The 22,076-nt window shown below is 67.8% G+C and carries 9 protein-coding genes; 8 read left to right on the plus strand and 1 reads right to left on the minus strand.

The genetic code is table 11. The annotated features are described in order from the left end of the window. The first annotated feature begins 29 nt into the window (after nt 1–29). Nucleotides 30–1,874 carry a sodium:alanine symporter family protein gene (locus tag IPK69_08240; GenBank protein ID QQS07997.1) on the plus strand — a complete coding sequence of 615 codons (1,845 nt, stop codon included), beginning with the start codon at nt 30–32 and terminating at the stop codon, nt 1,872–1,874. A 16-nt stretch (nt 1,875–1,890) separates the two neighbouring features. Here IPK69_08240 and IPK69_08245 read toward each other — a convergent pair whose 3' ends face one another. Continuing rightward, on the minus strand, nt 1,891–2,127 hold the full coding sequence (locus tag IPK69_08245) for a hypothetical protein (protein QQS07998.1): 237 nt from the start codon (nt 2,125–2,127) through the stop codon (nt 1,891–1,893). Nucleotides 2,128–2,405: 278 nt separating this feature from the next. Here IPK69_08245 and IPK69_08250 point away from each other — a divergent pair, with 278 nt between their 5' ends. From IPK69_08250 to IPK69_08280, 7 genes are all read left to right on the plus strand, one after another. Beyond that, complete coding sequence (locus tag IPK69_08250; GenBank protein ID QQS07999.1) at nt 2,406–6,362, plus strand: hypothetical protein; 3,957 nt, start codon at nt 2,406–2,408, stop codon at nt 6,360–6,362. A gap of 200 nt (nt 6,363–6,562) precedes the next feature. Then, a complete protein-coding gene (locus tag IPK69_08255) occupies nt 6,563–8,590 on the plus strand; it encodes a ShlB/FhaC/HecB family hemolysin secretion/activation protein (protein QQS08000.1) in 2,028 nt (675 codons plus the stop codon). A 104-nt stretch (nt 8,591–8,694) separates the two neighbouring features. After that, nucleotides 8,695–18,174 carry a filamentous hemagglutinin N-terminal domain-containing protein gene (locus IPK69_08260; GenBank protein ID QQS08001.1) on the plus strand — a complete coding sequence of 3,160 codons (9,480 nt, stop codon included), beginning with the start codon at nt 8,695–8,697 and terminating at the stop codon, nt 18,172–18,174. A gap of 301 nt (nt 18,175–18,475) precedes the next feature. Next, complete coding sequence (locus IPK69_08265) at nt 18,476–19,099, plus strand: hypothetical protein (GenBank protein QQS08002.1); 624 nt, start codon at nt 18,476–18,478, stop codon at nt 19,097–19,099. A gap of 34 nt (nt 19,100–19,133) precedes the next feature. Next, complete coding sequence (locus IPK69_08270) at nt 19,134–19,697, plus strand: hypothetical protein (GenBank protein QQS08003.1); 564 nt, start codon at nt 19,134–19,136, stop codon at nt 19,695–19,697. Between the two features lie 142 nt (nt 19,698–19,839). Next, on the plus strand, nt 19,840–21,513 hold the full coding sequence (locus IPK69_08275) for a hypothetical protein (protein QQS08004.1): 1,674 nt from the start codon (nt 19,840–19,842) through the stop codon (nt 21,511–21,513). A gap of 76 nt (nt 21,514–21,589) precedes the next feature. Beyond that, entirely contained in the window at nt 21,590–22,045 is a 456-nt protein-coding gene (locus IPK69_08280; protein QQS08005.1) for a YcfL family protein, read from the plus strand. Nucleotides 22,046–22,076 lie beyond the last annotated feature (31 nt).

Genomic DNA, 22,076 nt, shown 5'->3' on the forward strand with positions numbered 1-22,076 from the left:
ATGGTGGCCAATCAAGGAGATCTCCGCGCATGGACAAGTTCATCGAACGCTTCATGGCCCTGATGGACGTGATAAATAACGTCTTGTGGGACAACACGGTCCTCTATGTGGTGCTTGGAGTCGGCATCCTCTTCACGCTCTGGAGCATCTTTGGGCAATACCGCGCCATCACCCATGGCGTGTCGGTGATCCGCGGGAAGTACGACGACAAGCACGATCCCGGCGCCATCAACCACTTCCAGGCGCTCTCGACCGCGCTCTCCGCGACGGTGGGGCTGGGCAATATCGCCGGCGTCGCCATCGCGATCTCTGTCGGCGGACCCGGCGCGGTCTTCTGGATGTGGGTCACCGGGCTTGTCGGGATGGCGCTCAAGATGACCGAGGTCACCCAGGCCTTGCTCTTCCGTGACACGTCCGACCCCGAGAACCCGCGTGGCGGGGCGATGTGGGTCTGCAAGAACGGCTTTGCCAAGATCAGCCCGGCCCTTGCCCCCTTGGGGGCCATTGTCGGCGGGGTCTTCTGCATTACGCTCATCATCTCCGCGGTCACCGGCGGGAACATGTTCCAGGCGTGGAACGTCGCCGATATCGGGTTCACCTACTTCGAGATCCCCAAGGTCGCGACGGGGATCTTCCTGGCGGTCGGCGTGGGGATCGTCATCATCGGCGGGATCAAGCGCATCGGCGACATCGCGGGCAAGATCGTGCCATTCATGTGCGCGATCTACATCCTCGCCGGGCTGTACGTCATCGTCACGAACATGGACCAGATTCCCGCGATGTTCGGGTTGATCTTCAGGGAGGCGTTCTCGCCCAGCGAGGCGACGGGCGCGTTCCTCGGGGGGACGATGGGGTATGGCTTCCTGAAGGGCATGCAGCGAGCGCTCTTCTCGAACGAGGCCGGGCAAGGCTCGGCCCCGATCGCCCACTCCGCCGCCAAGACCGACGAGCCGGTTCGTGAGGGCGTCGTCGCCGGGCTTGAGCCATTCATCGACACGATCGTCGTCTGCACGATCACGGCACTGGTGATCCTGCTCAGCGGGATGTGGAATCGCGAGCCGGCCCTGCGGTACATGGACGGCGTGACGCCCGTCGCGTCGGTCGTGACCAACGCCGACGGGACGCCCTGGCTCAACGATGATGGCGAGACACGCTACCTCATCAGCCCGATCGGCGTGCGCGTCGAGAACGTGAACGAGGCCGATTCGCAGATGCGCGACGGCATGGACATCTTCCTGGTTCTCAAAGGCTCGGCGAAGAGCAACGCGGAGACCGGAGGCGACCACCTTCGCGTGAACGGCGTCCTCCAGAAACCCAGCACCGAAGATGGAGTCTGGAACGCCGTCTTCGATGGACGGAGTAAGGATGACAAAGCAAACGGCAAGCCCGCCTTCAGCTTTGCATCCAAGGAACCACTCACCGTTGTGCGCGATGGTGTGTACTTCGGCTTCAAGGGCGCCACACTGACCGCGAAGGCCTACGACCGCGTCATCCCGGGCCTTGGAAAGTGGATCGTGCCGGTCACGGCCTTTCTCTTCGCCTTCTCCACGATCATCTCCTGGTCGTACTACGGGCAGCAGGGCGTGGTGTACCTCTTCGGCAGGCGTGCGATCACGCCGTATCGGGTTCTGTACTGCCTGCTCGTCATCGTCGCGACAGTCCCAAGCATCGTCAAGACCGAGGCCGAACTCGACACGATCTCCACCCTGGGCACCGGCGTCATGCTCTGGGCCAACATCCCCATCATGCTCATCTTCGGGCCGATGGCGATGAAGGCCTACCACGAGTACATGGGTCGGCTCAAAAGTGGGACGATGGAATCCCACGCCGCGCCGAAGATCACCGACGTGATTGAGGGCAAGGACGTCGAATAGCGACGGGGCGGATGGTTTACTCGCCGGGCTCGAGGACGGTCGCGAAGGAGCGCCCGTCCCTGATCGCCTCGGCCTTGGCGACCTGGTACGTCCAGTTGTTCACCATCGCCAGCCCGAGCGAGTCGCCCACGCCGCAGCGCCGGTCGATCTTGCACTGCGCGACGGGCGCGCTCGTGTGGAACGACGAGCACCCGCCCGCGAGCGACAGGACGCCGGCCGCCAGCACGATCGTGATCACCTTCGTGGACTTCATCGCTCGCATCGCTCTCCCCTCCCAGGCGGCATGGACACTCGGCCGGCGTCGTCGGGCGGCGTGCTCGCACCACACTCGGCGACGCGGTGGAATCGACTGGGAGCGAGGTCAACACGAGCCGAGCCGCGGTGGGGGGACGTTGACCGGCGGGGGTGTGCGGCCTGGGAAACAGTGGAGAAGCGCCCATGCGTCCGATATCGGGGTGGTGCCCGATTGTCTTTGGGCGCCGATGATTCATCCGTGAGGGCGCGGCAAACGCCACCCTTTGGAGGACACGCGTGGGCGACGGGCCGAACCAGGGCAACGCGGCAACACGATCGATCGCGCTCCTGGCGTGGTCGCGCGCGGGGGTGAGCGACGCCGGCGAGCCGGGCGACGCGCGCGCACCGGTCATCGATCGTGTCTTCACGCCCTGGCAACGCCTGGGCGATGCACGCGAGCGACTGGTTGTCTGGCGCCGTGGCGAGACGCTCATCGTGGCGAGCCTGAAGAAGGATGCCGCGGTCGCGGCCGTCTGTCAGGGGCTGCCCGTGCTCTGGATGATGGAGCAGGTCGTCGGCAAACTGAGCGGCGTCGCGGACAAGGTCGCCATGTCGTCCTCGGCGATCGTGACCGAGCAGGTGATCGAGTCCGCGCGCGCCGAGTTGGAGGTCGCGTCGGTGCAGGCGCGGGGTGTTGCCGAGGCGTTCCCGGGGAAGGGGAGCCTGATCCAGCGACTGGTGGACCACCCGGATCTGAACCTGGATGAGAAGGGCGAGCCCGACCCGCTCGACGCGCGGATGGGCCTGGTCCGGGTGATGCACGCGATCGAGGGCGCGTCGGCGGGGAAGGGGCTGGTGCTGCGTGTGCCCAAGTGTGCCGGGCGCGTGGGCGAGGCGTCGCGCGTGTGGACGGCCATGGCCGACGAGATGGTGGGGCGTCGCACGTCGGTGATGGTGGTCGAGGATGTGCAGGGTGGGCACGCGGACGTGGTGCTGGGCGAGCCGTCGGAGGCCGCGTGGAGTCCGATCGTCGCGCCGCCGACGGCCGTCGGCCTGGCGACGAAGGGTCCGAATCCGCCACAGGGTTCCATCGAGCAGGCGCGCAAGCGGATCGACGTGTGGCGTGAGCACGGCCCGTCGCGGGGCGATCGCGTCGGACCTGGAGTGGCGGCACGCACCGGACCCATCGAGCCGCTGGGCCCGGATGAGGACGACGGGCGTGCGCGACAGGCTGCCCGTGAGCAGGCGATCCGCGAGGCGATGCTCGGGTCGGGCGTGACACAGGCTCGGGCGAGCGTCATCGCGAGCGAGAAGGACCTGGGCGAACTCTTTGAGGATGTGCCCCAGCCGCGGGTGGCGCAGCGGCGACGCTGGCGCCGGGTGATGCAGGCATCTGGCCCGGTGGCGTTGTCGCTGCTGCTCGCGGGCGGAATGTGGTGGGCGTGGAAGCGCGGGTACTTCGAGGTGGACCTCTCGCCGAAGGGTCTGGGTGTGGATGTCGGCGGTGAGACGCGGCCACGCGTCGATCCCGGGCCGAGTGTGGTGGACCCGACCACGGCCCAGGCGACGCCGACGACGAATGTGCCCGAGCCCGGGGCGGACCCGCGGCTGACATGGGGTTTGCCCGACGAGTTGAAGGCGCTGCGCGCGCGGTTCGACGCGTTGCTCGTTGACCAGCGTGCCGGCGGCTCACCCACGCCGAGCGCTCTGGAGATCGGGCGTCGCCTGGTGATTCTCGGGCAGCGGCTGGACGCGGCGGCGTCGCCCACGTGGTCGCGCGAGATCGAGGAGTGGGTGCGGGGCGAGGTGGCATGGGCGGCGGGGGAGTCGCGGGCGCTCGATGGGGAGATCGAGAGCGAGCGGGTGCGGGGCCGCGCACGCGTGCGCGAGTACCTCGCGAAGGCTGCGGAGGCGTGCTCGGCGACCTCGACGGAGATGCGCGGCGCGTTTGCCGAGGTTGTCGGGGCGATGGACCCGGCGATCGGTGACGCGGCGGCGCGCGAGGCGGTCGGGCGGCTGGATGGGCTTGTGACGAAGTTCGAGGCGGGGATCGGGCTGGGCGTGAGGCCGCCGGTGGGATGCGGGCTTGTGGATGATGCGCGCGCGGGCGAGGCGCTGGGTGAGGTGCGTGCCCGCGCTCTGGCGACGGCGGCGGGAGATCTTCGAGCGTCGGGCGCGGGCGATGGCGAACTCGGCAGGCGATTCGACGAACTCGCGGCGGTGTCGGGTGAGGAGCAGGTGGTCCTGCGGGCGAAGATCGAGCGGGCGTGCCTGGCGGAGCGACTTCTGGCGGGTGGCATCCGAGCCGACGAGGCGATCGAGGGCGTGACGCCGCGGGGATTGCGCGAGGAGTTGGATGGGCTTTCGGGGGCGGCGAAGGAGGCGGTTTCGCCTGCGATCGCGGCGTTGGACGGCGTCATCGGTCTTGGCACGAGGCGAGATGGGGATGAGTTGGCGCGAGAGGTCGATTCGGCGGCTCGCGAGGGCTGGAACGCGTCGCTGGCGGTGGGTGGATTGGAGCGATTGGCGAGTCTGGGTTGGCCCGGGAAGGCCGAGCGTGCGTCGGAGGCGGGCGTGCTGGCGAACGAGCGCGTGCCGAAGATGCTGGTGGGCCTGCCCGACGCGTTGCGCGGTGCACTCGAGGCGCGCGTCGCGGACGCCCGTCATCAGATGTGGCGCGGGTTGATGGAGGGTCGTGAGCAAGACGGCGCCAACGTGGATGCGGCGATGCGCGCGAAGGCCTATTGGGGCATCTCCGAGAGGGATGAAGACTCACTCTCGCTGGTCGCACGGTTCAACGCGACTCGGTGGCGGTTTGGGCAGGAGTTGGACGTGATCGAGGCGTCGGATCGGCCACGCGAGGAGCGTGTTCGGAGCGTGGAAGCGCTGATGTCGAAGACGTTGGCCGCGGTTGAGGCACTGGGCCCGGGGATAGCGCGGCGGGCGAGTGTGGAGGCGTTTACGGGGTTGTTGCACGGGGCGAAGGACCTGCCCGATGAGCGGAACCTGACGCTCCTTGGGCCCGGGAGCGCGGGGTGGGAGTTTGCCGGGGGTGCCGCGGACGGATCGGTGGTGGCGTATCGGAAGGTGGTGGAGGTGCCGGATTGGAAGGGGAGCGATCCCGAGTCGCTGCGTCGGCCTCAGGAACTTCGGCTGGAGTTTCGTCGGCTGGGCGTGCCGGGGCGTTCTCGCGTGACGTATCTCGCGACGACGGAGGTGTCGCTGGCGGAGTTCGCGCTCGTGGTGAGCGACGCGAAGGAGGGTGGTTCTCGCGAGAGTTTCGGGCAGGGTGACTGGGCGCGGGTTCGGCCCTTGATGCTGGTATTCGATCCCCGGACGGACGATCCGCGGCTTGGGCCTCGCGTGTGGACGTGGGATCCGTCTCGGTCGTGGACGTGGGGCGAGGGGGAGGCGCCATCGATCGATCGCGGGTTGTTGTCGCCGATCGTGCCGAGCCCGGCGGTCGCGGGGAACACGAGCAGAGGATGGCTGCGGCCGATGACGCGTGCGGAGGAGGATTATTACCCGGAGGCGATCGCGGGCGAGGTGGCAGCACCGACCGAGTCGATGCCGATGCAGTACGTTTCGGGTCGGGCAGCGGTGCACGTGTCTCGATTGATGGGGTGCCGATTGCCGACGTCGTCGGAGTGGAAGCAGGCGCTCACAGCAGAGCGGAAGGTCGCGGGCACGGAGCCGGTGTGGAATGTGCGTGACTCGCGCTGGCGGCAGCAGTTCGAGAGGACGCTTGGGTTGATCCAGCACACGCCGGACGCGCCGAACGCGGGGATCTTCAGGACGAGTGGGATGCGTCGGCCTTCGGCGTCGGCGGACGGGGGTGTGGTGACGGAGGCTGATGATGGATACTTGTGGTTCGCGCCGGTGGGTGCCGGGGCGGGGCGGTTTTTCAGGCATCTGATCGGGAACGTGAGCGAATATGTGTACGAGTCGCCCGGGGATCTGGAGCGGCTGGGCGTGGGGGATGACGCGGCGATCACGGAACTACTTGGGCGGGGGTCGAAGTTGCGCGTGATCGGGGGGTCGGCGTTGTCGCCACCGGATATTGATGCGGAGACGCCCCAGGGCGTGCCGTTGAGCCAATCGCTGGAGGGGTTCAGCGACGTGGGGTTCCGTGTGGCGTTCTCGGCACCGGGGAACGCGGTCGCGCCCAAGGGCGATGAGGAGTCTCTGGTCGAACGGGCGCGGCGGGCGTGGCGTACGTCGTCATACCTGGCGTCGGAGGAGCCCTCGCGATAGCCGCCCCTGAGAGCCACGAGTCTGCGAACTGGTGTTTGGTGGACGTTGGCGTGTTGGGGGATGGTGAGGGGGTTTGGGCGTGGTTGCGTCCTACCGTAGAGACCTGCCCAAAGCGGGTGGCGTCTTTGGGGCGCGTCCGCGAGAGAGGCCGGGGATGGACGCCCGGCACCACACTGAGCCTGGATTCAAGGGATACGTCGATGAGGGAATCTGCATCGCTGCGCTCTTTCGCACTTGCCCGAGGCTGGGCTGTCGCCTGTGTGCTGGGGGCCGGGCTCGCCGCGCCGGCGGTCGGTCAATCAGCGGGAGAGGCCTCGTCGCCGATGGACGTGAACGCGACCCGCCCTGGGCAACCCGGGGCGTCGCAGGTGAGCGGGACGGGGATCGAGGCCACGGGCGAGGACGGCGCGAAGTATCGCGTGTCGCGCTTCGAGGTTCGGTACTTCGCGGACAACGAGGGGAACCCGGCGCTGGAGACGGTGCTGGCGGCACCGGTGGAGTTGGGCGTGCTCTCGACGGGGTATGTGGCTCCGCGAGAGGGGCTGAAGACGACGACGATCCGGGTGGGGGACGTGGTCGAGGGGACGATGCCGTTTTTCTATCGGAGCGCGCTCGATGAGGTGCGACGGTCGGTGTACAACGCGGTGAGTTCGCAGGGGCTCTTCGGCGTGGTGGTGCTATTCGATCAGGAGGATGTGGACGAGGCGAACGATCGTGATCTTCGGGCGGGGCAGCGCGGGGCGATCCGGCTGGTGGTGTACACGGGGAAGGTGCAGCAAGTGCGGACGATCGCGTCGGGGGACCGGCTGATGCCGGACTCGGGCGATGAGTCCACGCAGCGCCGGATCAACAACCCGGACCCGGTGCACGCGCGGATTCGATTGCAGTCGCCGGCGCAGCCTGGCGGGGTGGTGCGGCGCGATGATCTGTCGGCGTATGTCTCGCGGCTGAACCGGCACCCGGGTCGGCGCGTGGAGGTCGCGGTGGCGCCGGCGGTGGGCCCGGACAATCCCGAGGACGTGGTCGTGGACTTCCACGTGGCGGAGATGAGGCCGTGGCGTGCGTACGCGCAGGTCTCGAACACGGGGACGCGCCAGACCAACGAATGGCGAGAGGTCTTCGGGTATGTGAACAACCAGTTGACCGGGCACGACGATACGTTGAGCGTGAACTACATCACGGGGGGGTTCACGGACGCGAACGCCGTGACGGCGAGTTATGAGTTTCCGTTGCGATCGGACATTCTGTCGATGCGGTTGTACGGGGCGTACAGCGAGTTCGACGCGTCGGAGGTCGGGCAGGCGAGCGAGAGTTTCAGCGGGCGGACGTACCAGATCGGGACGGAGGTCACGGGGACGGTCTATCAGCAGCAGGACTCGTTCATCGATCTCTTCGGCGGCGTGCGGTATCAGGACGTAAGCGTGACGGACACGCTGCTGCTCCCCAGCCCGCAGGCCGAGGGGCAGACGGCGTTCCTGATCCCGTATCTCGGCGTGCGCTACTCGCGCGAGACGCCGGCGATGTCCACACGGGCGTCGCTCTCGGTGGAGGGGAACCTGGCGGGGATCGCGGCGACGGAGTCGTATCAACTCGATCGGCTCGGCCGGCGGAATGCGGACAAGGCGTGGACGACGGTGAAGGTGTCGGGTGAGCACTCGATGTACCTGGAGCCGCTCTTTGGGAAAGGCGGTCCCTTCGGCGAGACGCTGGCCCACGAGGTGGCATTCCGCGTGGGGTATCAGGACGCACTGGGCAGCCGTCTGATCGCGAACGAGCAGGAGGTCCAGGGCGGGATGTTCACGGTGCGCGGGTATCCCGAGTCGGTGGCGGCGGGCGACAACGCGGCGTTCGCGTCGCTGGAGTATCGCTATCACGTGCCGAGGGCGTTTGCGATCAGTGAGCCTGGGACGTTGGGCGGGAAGTCGATGCCGAAGGTGCCGTGGGTCGAGAACTTCCGTTGGGCGCCGCAGGTGCCGTATGGCACGGCGGATTGGGATCTGGTGCTTCGCGGGTTCCTGGATGTGGGGAGCGTCTCGAATAACGACCGACTGCTGGGGGAGTTTGACAACACGCTCGTGGGGGCGGGCGTGGGCGTGGAACTGGTCTTCCGGAGCAACGCGAGTTTGCGGCTGGACTGGGGCTTTGTTCTGAGCGAGGTGGACGAGCCGGGGAGCACGGTGGACACGGGGGACAACCGGGTTCACGTGATGCTGTGGCTGGCGTACTAGCACAGAACGCCGAGGATGCGGAGGGGTTGGGTTCGACCGAGAGGGAGTGATGGGGGGGAGTAGGGCAAGCGCTTGGGGCGGCGGGCTAAGGAAGGAATCGAGTCATGCGGAAGAACAGCACGGGCGGGATGGTGACGGGTTCTGGGATGAGCCGTGTGGCGCGCCTTCGCGGGCGTGCGGAGTGGACGGCGAGGCCTGTCGGTATGCTCGGCGGCATGATGGCGGCGGCGATGGGGAGCGTCGCGTTCGCCTCGCCCGAGGGGGCGCAGGTGGTGCAGGGGAACGTGGGGATCTCGCAGCAGGGCGGGCTGACGACGATCACCGCGAGCCACAACAGCATCATCAACTACAGCAGTTTCAACGTGGCGGCGAACGAGGCCGTTCGGTTCGTGCAGCCTGGCGCGACGTCGCGCGTGCTGAACCGGATCAACTCGGCGACGCCTTCGCAGATCGATGGCTCGATCTCGGCGAACGGGATCGTGTACCTGATCAATCCGGCGGGCGTGTACTTCGGCGCGGGGTCGGTGATCAACGTGGCCGGGCTGTATGCCGGGGCGGCGTCGATCACGGACTCGGACTTTTTGAATCAGATCGACCGGTTCGCGGGCGGGCGCGGGGCGGTGGTGAACCAGGGGACGATCTCGGCGGACTTTGCCGCGTTCGTGGGTGGCGCGGTGCACAACTCCGGGAACATCGTGTGCCCGGAAGGAACGGTGGTGATGGCGGCGGGCTCGGACGTGCTCATCGGCGAGCGCAACGGGCAGATTTATGCGCGGGTCTCGGGCGAGACGATCGCGCGCGCGATCGAGGGAACGCATGACACGGCGGCGGTTGCGAACACGGGAACGATCGACACGCGCTCGGCGAGCGGCGGGTCGGGGCGGGTGCTCGTGGGCGTCGGCGACGCGCTGGGCGTGGCGATCGCGAACGCGGGACGCATCCACGCGCGCGACACGCGCATCGAGGGGCAGGGGACGGGGATCGTCGCGGTCGGCGGCGAGATCGACGCCACGAACGGGGACGGGCGCGGCGGGCGCGTGGAGATCACGGGCGAGCGCGTGACGCTGCGTGATGCGCAGATCGATGCCTCGGGCACGACGGGCGGCGGCGAGGTGTACGTCGGCGGCGGAATGCACGGCGAGGGCGACGTCGCGAACGCCGACCGGACGTATGTCAGCCCGGGCACGAACATCCATGCTGACGCGACGGTGCAGGGCGATGGCGGGACGGTGGTGGTCTGGTCCGACGAGGCGACGTCGTTCCGTGGCAACGCGACGGCGCGCGGCGGAGCGATGGGCGGGAACGGCGGGCTGGTGGAGATCTCCAGCGGCGGGCTGCTGTCGCTGAGCGGCAAGGCCGACGTGACCGCGGAGGAGGGCGAGGCGGGAACGATCCTGCTCGACCCGCGCGACATCACGATCCAGGCGACGCCGGGGCCCGACGATGGCGAGGTGACGGTGACGATCGACGAGTCGGTGCTCTTTGCCGACGGCGGGGCGGCGACGGACTTTGTGATCGGCGAGGCGGCGCTCGAGGCGCTGCAGGGGAACATCGTGCTCCAGGCGTCGCGTGACATCACGACGTCGGTCGGGGCGACCTTGAACCTGACGAACCAGACGGCGGGCGAGACGGTGGTCTTCCAGGCGGGGCGGACGATCACGCTCAACGGACTGATCTCGACGGGCGGGGCGGCGATCGACTTGCGCGCGGGCGATCCGGCGAGCGGCGCGCCCGACGCGTCGGCGGCGCTCATCATCAACGCCACGCTCGCGTCGAACGGCGGGAACATCTCGCTCTCGAACACAGGGAGCGGCGGGATCACGCTCTCGGCGAACGTCCTCGCGGGGACGGGCGCTGTGCGCTTCAGCACGACGAGCGGCGGCATCACACAGACGGTGGGAAGCATCACGGGCTCGACGCTGGAACTCGTCGGCGGCGGGGCGTTCGTGCTCAACCAGACGGGCAACGACGTGGACACGCTCGCGGCGGGGATCAACGGCTCGCTGCGGTTCACCGACAACGACGGGCTGGCGATCGGGAGCGCGGGGGCGACCAACGGCATCTCGACGGGCGGGAACGACGTCACGCTGGTCACGGGCGCGGCCCTCTCGCTCAACCAGGGCATCAACGCGGGCTCGGGCGTTGTGACGCTGAGCACAGCATCGGGCGGCGTGAGCCAGACCTCGGGCGGGATCGTCGCGGGCTCGATGCAGTTGCTGGGAGTCGGGACGTTCACGCTGGGCAGCGCGACGAACAACATCTCCACGCTCGCGGCGTCGATCAACGGCACCTTGACCTACGTCGACGCGAACGCGCTCACGGTGGGCGCGGTCACCTCGAACGGGATCGTGACGGCGGGGAATGCCGCGGACATCACGGCGGGGAGCACGATTACGCTGGCGCAGGGGATCAACGTCGGCGGCGCGACGCTGACGCTGAACGCGACGGGCGGTGGGCTGACGCAGACGGGCGGCTCGGTGATCGCGGGCAACCTGCGGCTGCTGGGCGCGGGGGCGTTCCTCCTGACGCAAACGGGGAACGACGTGAACGTTCTGGCGGGGAACGTGAACGGGAGCGTGTCGTACACCGACGCGAACAGCCTGACGATCGGGACGGTGACGGATGTGGGCCTCACGACCAATGGCGGGGCGGCACTCATCACGGCGCCGACGCTCCTGACGATCAACAACCCGATCAACGCCGGGGCGGGCGCGGTGGTGCTGACGACGGACTCGATCTCGGTGAACTCGCTGGTGACGGGGAACGCGGGGATTTCCATCGCGCCGTTCACCGCGGGGCGAGCGATCGGGCTGAACGGGCCGAGTTCCGGGCTGGACCTCTCGCAGGCGGAGTTTGACAACCTGAACTCCACTGGGACGGTCGTGATCGGTTCGGCGAGCGCGGGCGCGATCACGACGAACTCGGGGGCGACGCTGGATCTGTCGGCCGAGTCGTACAACCTGTCGCTGCAAGGCTCGTCGATGACGCTGGGCCCGATCACGCTGGCGACCGGGCGGACGCTGACGCTCAACTCGGCGGGCGCGGTGGGGCAGACGGGGGCGCTCATCGCGACGAATCTGCGGCTGCTGGGCGCGGGGTCGTTCGACCTGTCGCTCGCGGGCAACGACTTTGACGTGCTCGCGGGCGTGGTGACGGGGGGCGTGTCGCTCCGCGACGCGGACGGATTGACGATCGGGACGGTGACCGACAGCGGGCTGAGTGCTTCGGGGATCACGCTGACGACGGGCGGCACGCTGTCGCTCCAACAGAATCTCTCGTCGACGAGTTCGATCACGCTCGCGCTCGCGGGCGGCGCAACGCAGACCGGCGGCGCGATCACCGCGACGCAGCTCGTGCTCTCGGGCTCGGGAGGGTTCGATCTGCAGTCGGCGTCGAACGACGTGAGTGAGATCTCGGGGAACGTCTTCGGGCCTTTGACCTATCGCGACGCGAACGCGTTGACGGTGGGCTCGTTCGCGATCTCGGGGCTCTCGTCGAACGCCGGGGCGATCTCCTTGCGTTCGGGCGGGCTTCTGACGCTAGCGGCGGACATCGACTCGGGCGGGGCGGCGGTCTCGCTGAATGCCGCGGGCGTGACGCAGACGGTCGGGAGCATCTCGGCGAGCACGCTCGAACTTCTGGGGACGGGCGCGTTCACGCTGGCGCAGGCGAACGACGTGGCGACCCTGGCCGCGAACGTCGCCGGCGCGTTGACCTTCAACGACGTGAACGCCCTGAGCGTGGGCACGTCGGGCGGCACGACGGGGATCGCGACTGCGGGCGGTGATGTCTCGCTCACGGCACAATCGGTGCTGAACGTGATCTCGTCGGTGAACGCGGGTACGGGCTTTGTGACGCTGACGGCGGACTCGATGGACGTGCTGAACACGGTTCGAGGCGACGCGGGCGTGACGGTGAGGCCGTTCTCGAACGGGAGGAACGTCGGCCTGGGGACGATCGCCGCGGGGCTGGACCTCTCGGTGGGCGAGTTGAGCAACTTCCAATCCCTGGGCGACGTCACGATCGGGTCGGCGACAACGGGGAACGTGACGACCTCGGCGCTCAACCTCTCGGGCACGAACTACAACCTGTACCTCCACGGCTCGGGCGTGTCGATCGGCGGGATCACGATGGCCTCGGGGCGCCGACTCACGCTCGAGTCGAGCAGCGGCGTGACGCAGACGGGGGCGATCTCGGCGTCGAGCCTGCGCCTTCTCGGCGCGGGGGACATCGTGCTGGATCTTGGGTCGAACGACTTCGGCACGATCGCGGGAGACACCACGGGCATCGTCAGCGTGACGGATATCAACGGCTTGATCGTGGGCACGGCCGTGACCAGTGGGCTGCGCGGGCGGAACGTCACGCTCAACACGGGCGGGACGATCACGATCGCGAACGATCTCCGCGGGGATGCGAACACGGGGATCGTCACGCTCAATCCGCTCGCGGGCGGCGTGACGCAGACGGGCGGGAGCCTGGTCTCGGCGAATCTTCGATTGACCGGGGCTGGGGCGTTCAACCTGATCGGCGCTTCGAACGATGTGAGCGGCTTCGCGGCGAACGTCGTCGGATCGGTCGCGTTCAACGACGCGGACGAGGTGTTCATCACGACGATCGGGCCGGTGAGCGGCGTGACGGTGACCGGGGGCAACGCGCAGATCACCTCGCAGGGACTGCTCACGCTGATCGCGGACGTGATCGCGGGAACGGGTACGGTGGAACTCAACGGCGGCGGGATCCTGCAGTCGCTGGGGCAGATCTCGGCGGGGTCGCTGCTGCTCCGCGGGTCGGGCGACGCGACCCTCGCGTCGGCGACGAACAACATCGCGACGCTGGCGGCGAACGTGACGGGCAATCTGCTGTATCACGACTCCAATGCCCTGGCGATCGGGACGGTCTCGGGGTTCCAGGGGCTCACGGCGAGTGGGAACATCGACGTGTCGTCAGGTGGAGCGATCGCGGTCGGGAATGTGGTGACGAGCACGGGCGGCGACGTGCTGATCCATGCGGGGCAGTCTGGAGGCGGGAATCTCTCGTTTGGCTCTGGCGTTGCGGTCAGTGGCGATTCGATCACGCTCCGCGCGGGTGATGGCCTCGGCGGGAGCACCGCGGCGTTTGTCGATGCCCGGACCAACGGGCCGATCTTCCGCGGGACGGCGGGGGCGACGAGCAATCCGGCGGCGTTCACGATCCAACAGGACGCGGGGGTGACGAGTTCGCTCTTGCCGCTGGGCTCGCAGTTCGGCGCGGGCTCGCCGACGGGTGTGGCGTATGTCGTGCGCAGCGACGATGGCGCGATGGTGATCTCGCAGGGCGACTCGTTCCAAGGGGCGGCCCTCACGCTCGATGCGCTGAACGGGCTGAGCGTGGCGACGGCGCTCGACGGCCTGCGATCGTTCACGACGAGCACGGCTCTCACCCTCTCGGGGAGCATCCGGGCGACGACCGGCGGGAGCGTGACGATCAACAGCACGGTGACACTCGCGGGGGACAGCACGATCTCCGCGGGCGAGTTCGGGTTTGTGACGCTTGGCGACGCGGTGACGGCGAGCGCGTTCGACCTGACGCTCGAGGGCGTGGAGGTCGACTTCCTCGCGGATATCACGGGGACGGGGCGGCTGACGATCCAGCCCGTGGACCCGACACAGACGATCGGCGTGGGGAACATCGGGTCGTCGCCCGAACTGGATCTCTCACTTGATGAACTGGCGCATCTGGTCAATGGATTCGAATCGGTGACGATCGGGCGGGCGGATGGGACGGGGACGATCCGGATCGCGCAGGCGATCTCGACGATGAATCCGCTCATCTTCCGCACGCCGGGCGGCTTGATCGACGTTGCGTCGGCGATCCGCGCGGACGAGAACGACGCGTTCCTCGCGTTCGTCGGAGCGACGCTGCTCTCGCAGAACGTCACGACGGCGGGGACGAGCCTGGCGTTCTATGGGCCGGTGACGCTCGGGGCCGATGTCTCGCTGGACACGACGGATTCCGGCGGCGTCGCCGAGGGCGCGGACATCTTTATCGACGCGCCGCTGAATGCGGACAGCGCGACAAATCGACGGACCCTGACGCTGACTGCAGGGTCGGGCGGCGAGGTCTCGATTCGCGCGGGTGCCGGCCTGGGGACCGACGGGACGCTCGAGAGCCTGATCGCCTCGGGCGAGATCGTTCGCCTCAGCGGTGTTCGGACCTTTGGTGCTCAGACGTACAACGGCTTCACGGGGCTCGGCGGCGATATGACAAGCCTCGAGGGCGGCGCGATCACGATCAACGGTTCGGCAGCCGTGGCTCTGGACACGACGATCCGAACGGCGGGCCTGGTGGCGGGCGACGACATCGTGATCACGGGCGTCGTGGATTCGGCCGTTTCAGGGAGCGAGGCGGCGCTCTCGCTCGATGCCGGGGCGGGATCGGTGACGCTCTCGGGCGATGTCGGCGGCAACATGGCGTTGTCGGACTTCAGCGCCACGGGCGCGAGCGTGACGACGCAGAGCGTCGCGGCGTTGGGCGCGGTGACGTATGGCGGGCCCTCGACGCTCTCGGGGACGATCTCGGGCGACACGGTCGTCTTCAACGAACGCGTCGAGGTGGCTGGGGCGACAACGGTGAACGGCACGACCTCGGTCACGTTCTCTGACATCGTCGAGTCGGCGACGAACGAGGACCTCACGATCACGAGCGCGGCAACGACGTTCCTGGGCGAGGTCGGGTCGGATGACGGGCACGAGATCGGGAATCTCACCGTCTCGGGCGGGACGGTGGACATCGCGACACAGTTCATCGAGACACTGAACGACCAGTCATATGGCGGGGCGGTGACGCTGAATGCGGATGCGAACCTCAACAGCGCCCTCGGCGGCATCACGATCGAGGGCCCGATCGACTCGGGAAGCGTGATCCACTCCCTGCGGATGCAGGTCCCCGGCGAGTCGCGATTCGGCGGCGATGTCGGCGTGACCAACGCGCTCTCGACGATCACGATCGTCGGCGGCGGCACGCTGACGATCGCGGGAACCAGCATCAACACGACGGGGTTCCAGAACTACGACTCGGCGATTGTGCTCGATTCTGATGTGACCCTCGCGGGCGACACGATCACCGTGACGGGCGCGATCGATTCGGGGGATCAGGGTGCCAAGGCGCTCATCGTCGATGCCCGCAGCGGCGTCGCGACGCTGGCCGACATGGGCCAGACCAACGAACTGTCGTCGGTCGTGGTCTCCGGGGCTGGGGTCTCGCTGCGTGCGGTGCGCACGACGGGGGCCCAGACGTACTCCGGCGAGACGACGCTCAACGGCGGCACGCTGAGCAGCACCGGGGCCGGCGAGATCGCGTTCAACTCCGATGTGATCCTCAACGGCGACGCGACGGTGACGACGGCGGGCCTCGCGAGCACCGACAGCGTGACCTTCGGCGGGGCGATCGATTCCTTGAACACGTCGCACTCTCTCTCGGTGGGGACGGGCCTTGGTTCGATCACGGTGACGGGCGCCGTGGGCCGGGGGCAGGACGCGACGGACGCGCCGCTCTCGGACTTCGCGCTCACGGGCGAGACGATCTCGGTCGGTGCCGTGCGCACGACGGGCGTCCAGTCGTACTCGGGGATGACGACGCTGCATGGCGATCTGGAGAGCACGCTGCTCGGGCCGATTCTTCTCGAGCGCTCGGTGACGCTCGCGGGCGATGTCACGATCACGACCAACGACGGCGAGGTCGCGTTCCTCTCGACGATCGACTCGGACGGGACCGCGCGGAATCTGACGGTGAACACCGGCGGCGGGAGCGTGACGCGGTTCGCGGGGGACGTGGGGAGCACCAGCCGCCTCGCGACGCTGACGACCAACGCCGACGGCACGACGCAACTCGGCGGCGTGGTGGTCCGCACGACGACCTCGCAGACCTACAACGACGCCGTGGTCCTCGCCGGCCCGACGACGCGGATCGAGGGACCGACGGTCACGTTCCTCGGCAACATCGACTCGGATTCGAGCCTCACGCCACGCGCACTCATCGTGAACACCGCGGCGACGACGCCCGGAACGGCGACGCTCGCGGGGAACGTGGGGAGCACCGCGGCGCTGCGTCAACTCAGCGTGACGGGGACCGGTCGGGCGCGGATCGGGGGCGACGTGACCGCGACCGAGGGAATCACGTTCGAGGGGCCGGTGCGGCTGCTGGGCTCGTCGATCATGAACGCCGGGACGGGCGGGATCTGGTTCCGCGCGACGGTGGACACAGAGGACTCCTTCGCGCCGGCGCCGCTCACGCTGCTGTCCACCATGGTCGCGACGGCCGACAACACGCCGTTCCGCTTCGGCGGGAGCATCGGCGCGACCAACGCGCTCGCCTCGCTCTCGATCGGGTCGGACATCGGGAACTCGGCCCAGGCGGCGACGATCGTCTTCACCGATTCGTTCGACTCGACGGGACGCATCACGAGCGGGACGGTCGCCGCGACCGACTCGTTCCTGATCCGGACCTCGGGCGACTTCACGATGGGACGCGGGCAGAGGCTCACGTCGTTCGGGCGACTCAACATCCAATCGGGGGGGACGGCACGACTCGGTGATCTCACGTCGTTCGCGGACATCACGGTGACGGCGAACGCGATCGTGCTGCAACTGCGCCCGGCCGGGTCCATCCTCGACAACTTCTTCCAGACGCCCGACCAACTCCTCCCGGATTCGGGACTGGACATCGTCGCCGCGGGCGCGATCAACTTCAATCAGGTCCCGACGACGACGGGCACGGGCGGACCGGCGTCCTTCGCCAACAACAGTGGGTTCGCGCCGGCGAATCTCTCGGGGTTCGCCTTCCGCCAGTTCCCGGGCGGCGTGATTCGCAACCTCTTTGTGGATACTCGCGCCGGCGGCAGTGGGTTCCTCCTCCCCCTCGACCTGAAGGCCGAGGGTCCGTCGTCGTCGTTGTTGGCGACCTCGCTCGCGAGCGCGATCCCCGGCGGGCTCGAGGAGTTTGGCTCGGTCGGGCAGCCGGTGGTCATCACCAGTTCGCTCGAGGAGCCGCTGAGCGAGATGGGACTCACGACGCGTGAGATGTCGGCGGACGACGCGATCGAGTTCCTCGTCGGGACGCGGATCTATGGCGACTCGGGGCTGGGGATGTCAGGCACGGACATCTCGACGCGCCGGCTTGTGCCCCGCGCGGTCGAGCGAGCGCTCGAGTCGTATCGCTCGCTGGTCTTCGCGCCGGCGATCGACGACAAGGGGAACCCGATCCTCGACGAGAATGGCAAGGCGGTGCTGATCAAACAGACCGACCGCATCAAGGACACTCTGGCCGAGGCGTGGGAGGGGTACAAGGCCAAGGTGCCCAAGTCCGACGGGCTTGGGTTCCGGGCGTACCTCGAGACGACGGGGGCCTTGGCTTCGCCTTCCGAAGTGGCGTCGTTGGAGTATCTCACGCGACTGCGCGAGGTGCTCGACAACATCGACGCGCTCGGGTTGTCGCCGTATGAGTCGTCGATCCCCAAGAGCAAGCTGCTGGGGTCGGTGAAGCCGGGCGATATGACCGATCGGGACATGCGCCAGGCGATCTACGGGGCGATCGTCCAGATCCAGTAGGCGACGTTCGGAAGTGCAGGTCCGAGAAGATTGTGTCTCGGGCGCGATGGGTGCCGTTGTCGCCCAACCCATTGCTACGGGAGCATTTGTTAGTGATTGCTTGCAAATTGTGAAACTCGGCTAAGTTTGTGCCGTCTAACATGATGCCGAGTCCCGGTCGGTTCTCGTCCGATGCGAGCCGGGCAGGTCGGGTGTGTTGCCCGACTGGAGACGTGATCGGGTTCGGCCACGCGAGTTCCCGGCCTTGGGGTGAGCACCCCGAGGCCGATCTTCGGATCTAAAGCAAAGTGGGAGGATGGTCATGCGTCAGTCATTGATCCTCGGCGGAGTGGGTGTCCTGGTGGCGGGTTTGTTCGCGGGGTGCAATGCGCCGCCACGGGGTGAGCAGAGCAACCGGGTGGAGATCACGCAGACGACCCGGGGCGAGTTGGGCTCGCGCCTGGTCACCACGACCGAACTCTCCGAGTTCCGCGACCAGGTGGTCCAGCAACTGACGGCGGACCTCAAGGAGGTTCCCGAACTCAACGTGAATCGCGTCTCGGTCGTCTTCGGCGACCTCGAGAACAAGACGGGGATCGTCCCGACGCAGGACTTCGAGGCCTTCCGCAGCAGCATCCGGGCGCAGTTGATGCAGTCGCGCACGGTGCTCCAGAACATCCGGTTCGTGCGCGATCGCCAGTCGGCCGAGGCGCTCATGCGCCGGGAATCGCCCTCGGGCTCGGACATCCTCCAGGAAGGCTCGCGGTCCACGGTCGCGGCCCTCAACCCGGAGTTCACGTACTTCCTGAACGGCGAGATGTACCGCGTCTCTCGCGGCGGCGACTCAACGCAGTTGTACTCGATGTCATTCAATCTCCAGAATATGGCCACGGGCGAACTCGTCTGGTCGAGCGCGCCCTACGAGAGCAAGCGCGTCCTGCGGTGACCGGTCTATTCGGGCCACGAACGGAGGTCTCGCGATGGGCGCGGCGAGGAGGCTCGTGGGGGTGGTGTGTGCGACGCTGCTGCTGGGCGCGTGCGCGAGCGCGCCGCCCAAGTCGTCTCGTCTGACCGTCGATGACCTCGAGGCGACGACGACGGAGATCGCGCAGCGGCTGTCGTCGAGCGACTGGCTCTCGTCGCGCACGCCCGAGAGCCCGCCGGTGGTGATCGCGATCGACAAGGTGCAGAACCTGACGTCGGACCTGATCCCCTCGAGCGAGCAGTGGTGGATGATGGCTCGCCTTCGCGACGGGCTGAATGTCTCCGCGCTGCGGCGAGATCGCAACGTGCGATTCGTGATTCCGCAGGAATACCTGAAGGACGCGATCGAGGCGGGCCGGTTGCCGCCGGAGACGGGCGAGCAGCGTCAGCCGACGCACGCGATGGAGGGGACGTTCCGCTCGCTGACGCGGACCGCGGGCAAGGACCGGACCGACGCGTACATGTTCGAGACGCGGATCACGGAGATCCAGACGGGCGAGCAGGTGGCGCAGGAGAACTTCGAGTTCAAGCGGATCGCGTTCGGGCGGGCGTACGACTAAGCGTCACGCGTGGTCCGAGGCGGCATGAGTCTGGTGCACAGGCGAGACGCCTGGGCCACGTGCGAGAGGGAGTTGTGATCTCGTGGATGCGATGACGGGCACACGCCGAGGGTTGGCTGGCTGGCGCAGTAGGCGAGCGGCCGTGATCGGCGTGGCGTTGGGCGCGGGTGTGCTCCTCGGCGGCTGCGCGGGCGGTCGGAGCGTGTCGGCGGGGTCTCGGCCGTTTGAGTTTGGGGACTTTGCGCGGGCGCGGTCGCTGTTCGTGAAGGAGATCTCGAACGACCGATCGGATCGGGACTACATCCTGTCGCGGATGCGCGCGCAGATCGCGACGCTCGCCGATGGCTATCCGCAAGGGGCCGAGGAACTCTCGAATCAGGCGTTCGACCTGCTGCGGACGCAGGGTCTCAACGCGGACAAGACGACGACGGCGGTGGTGCTGCACGAGGGCGTGAAGACCTGGAAGGGTGAGCCGTTCGAGCAGGCGTTGTCGTACACGTACATAGCCGTGCAGAAGGCGATGCTGGGGGAATGGGACAACGCGCGGGCGGCGGCGGGGTCGTCGCTCTTTCTGCTCAAGGACTTTGCCGACAACGAGAAGCCCGGCGAGAACCCGTCGTCGCTCGAACTCGCCCAGCGCGCGCAATCGAAAGGCGAGGAGTACCTCGACAAGGGGTACGTCCCGATCCGCACGGACTTCGCGCTTGGGTACATGCTCAGCGGCGTGGCGAGCAAGGCGATGGGGCGCGAGGACGAGGCCCGCGACAACTTCAACGCGGCGAGCGAGGTGAACGCGGGGCTGATCCCGCTGGCCGAGGCGCTCACATCGGACGGGTACAACACGCTCTTCGTGGTGGACTTCGGGATGGGCCCGAAGAAGGTCTCGTATGGGCCCGACAACGCGCTGGCGCGGTTCATGCCTCGGACGCAGAGCGACGATCGCGGGATCAGCGCGATGGTGGTGGGGGCGGGCGGCGCGGTGCAGGGCCCGCAGATCGGGCCGTTCCCGCCGGTGTGTGACGTGAACCAGATGGCGCAGAGCCACTTGTGGAACAACCTCGAGGACGTGCGGATCGCCAAGAGCCAGATCGGGAGCGCGCTGATGACGGCGGGGCTGGTCGTCGCGGGGACGGCGAACAGCCACAACAGCGACGCGCGCGCGAACCAGCAGATCATCGGGCTGGGGATGGCCATCATCGGCGGATTGCTGCGAGCCGGGGCGGCGGCGGACACGCGCTCGCTGGATGTCCTGCCCCAGCGGGTGTACCTGATTCCGGTGCGGATCGACGAGCCCGACACGATCGTGCGGCTGTCATTGGGCGCGATGGAGCGGATGGTGCTCCCCGCGATGTCGCCGCCGAGGGAGGATCGGAGGATCCAACTGCGGTATGTCCGGCTCGCGGAGCGCACGCCTCGGGAGATGGCCGGCGAGGTGCTGTACGCGAACGACCAGTGTCGCGCGCGCGTTGAGGGCGATGACCTGCCCTACATCCTGGGCGGGCGCTGCGTTCGGCATCCGTCGCTGGAGGTGCTGACGCGATATCAGCAGGGCGGCTGGCTGGCGGGCATGACGGTGGTCGATCTCGAGAATCTGTATCGCGAGGAGGGGATCACGCTGACGGCGGAGGACGCGCATGGCATGCCGGGCGTGCACATCCTGATGGGCGGGACGACGCTGGTGGAGCCGCTGGCGGGGACGGTGGGGTATGTGGAGGCGTTCACGCGGCCTCACTCGGCGTATCGCCCGAAGTCGGATCGTGTTCGGGAGTTCTCGAAGGAGATCGCGGCGGAGTTGGAGCGTCGGCGGGCGGATTGATTGTGGAACAGAGACGACGGGATGGCGTCTGAGTAGTATCTACTAACAGAGCGGCTTGGCCGCGGGAGTGTGAGCGATGAACCAGGTGACGAGCGGGGCGGTTGGACTGGCGGGCAAGTTGGGAGTGTTGGCGTTGGTGGCGATGGGGTGCGTGATGCTCGGCGCGTGCCGAGGGGAGCCGATCTATCCGCCGGCGGCCCGCGTGGATCCGACCATCCACCAGGGGTATCCGGCGGTGACGGTGGAGCCGGCGCTGCAGAAGTATGTTGTCGTGGCCGAGCCTGTGGTGCAGGGCGAGGACGTGAAGACGGTGACGGTGCCTGTGCGTCTGATCAACAAGCACAACTATCCGATTAACATTCAGTACAAGTTCACGTTCACGGACAAGGACGGCGCCCCGCTGCGGACGCAGCCGGGGTGGGTGTACATCGTGCTCGAGCCGGGCATGCGTCGCGATTTGACGGGCACGGCCCTCGACAACACGGCGGAGAACTGGCAACTGGAGATCCGCTCGGCGCGCGGGGCGGGCTGAACACGAAGGGGGAATGACGATGAATGCGACT

Source organism: Phycisphaerales bacterium, assembly GCA_016699835.1.
Taxonomy (GTDB): domain Bacteria; phylum Planctomycetota; class Phycisphaerae; order Phycisphaerales; family UBA1924.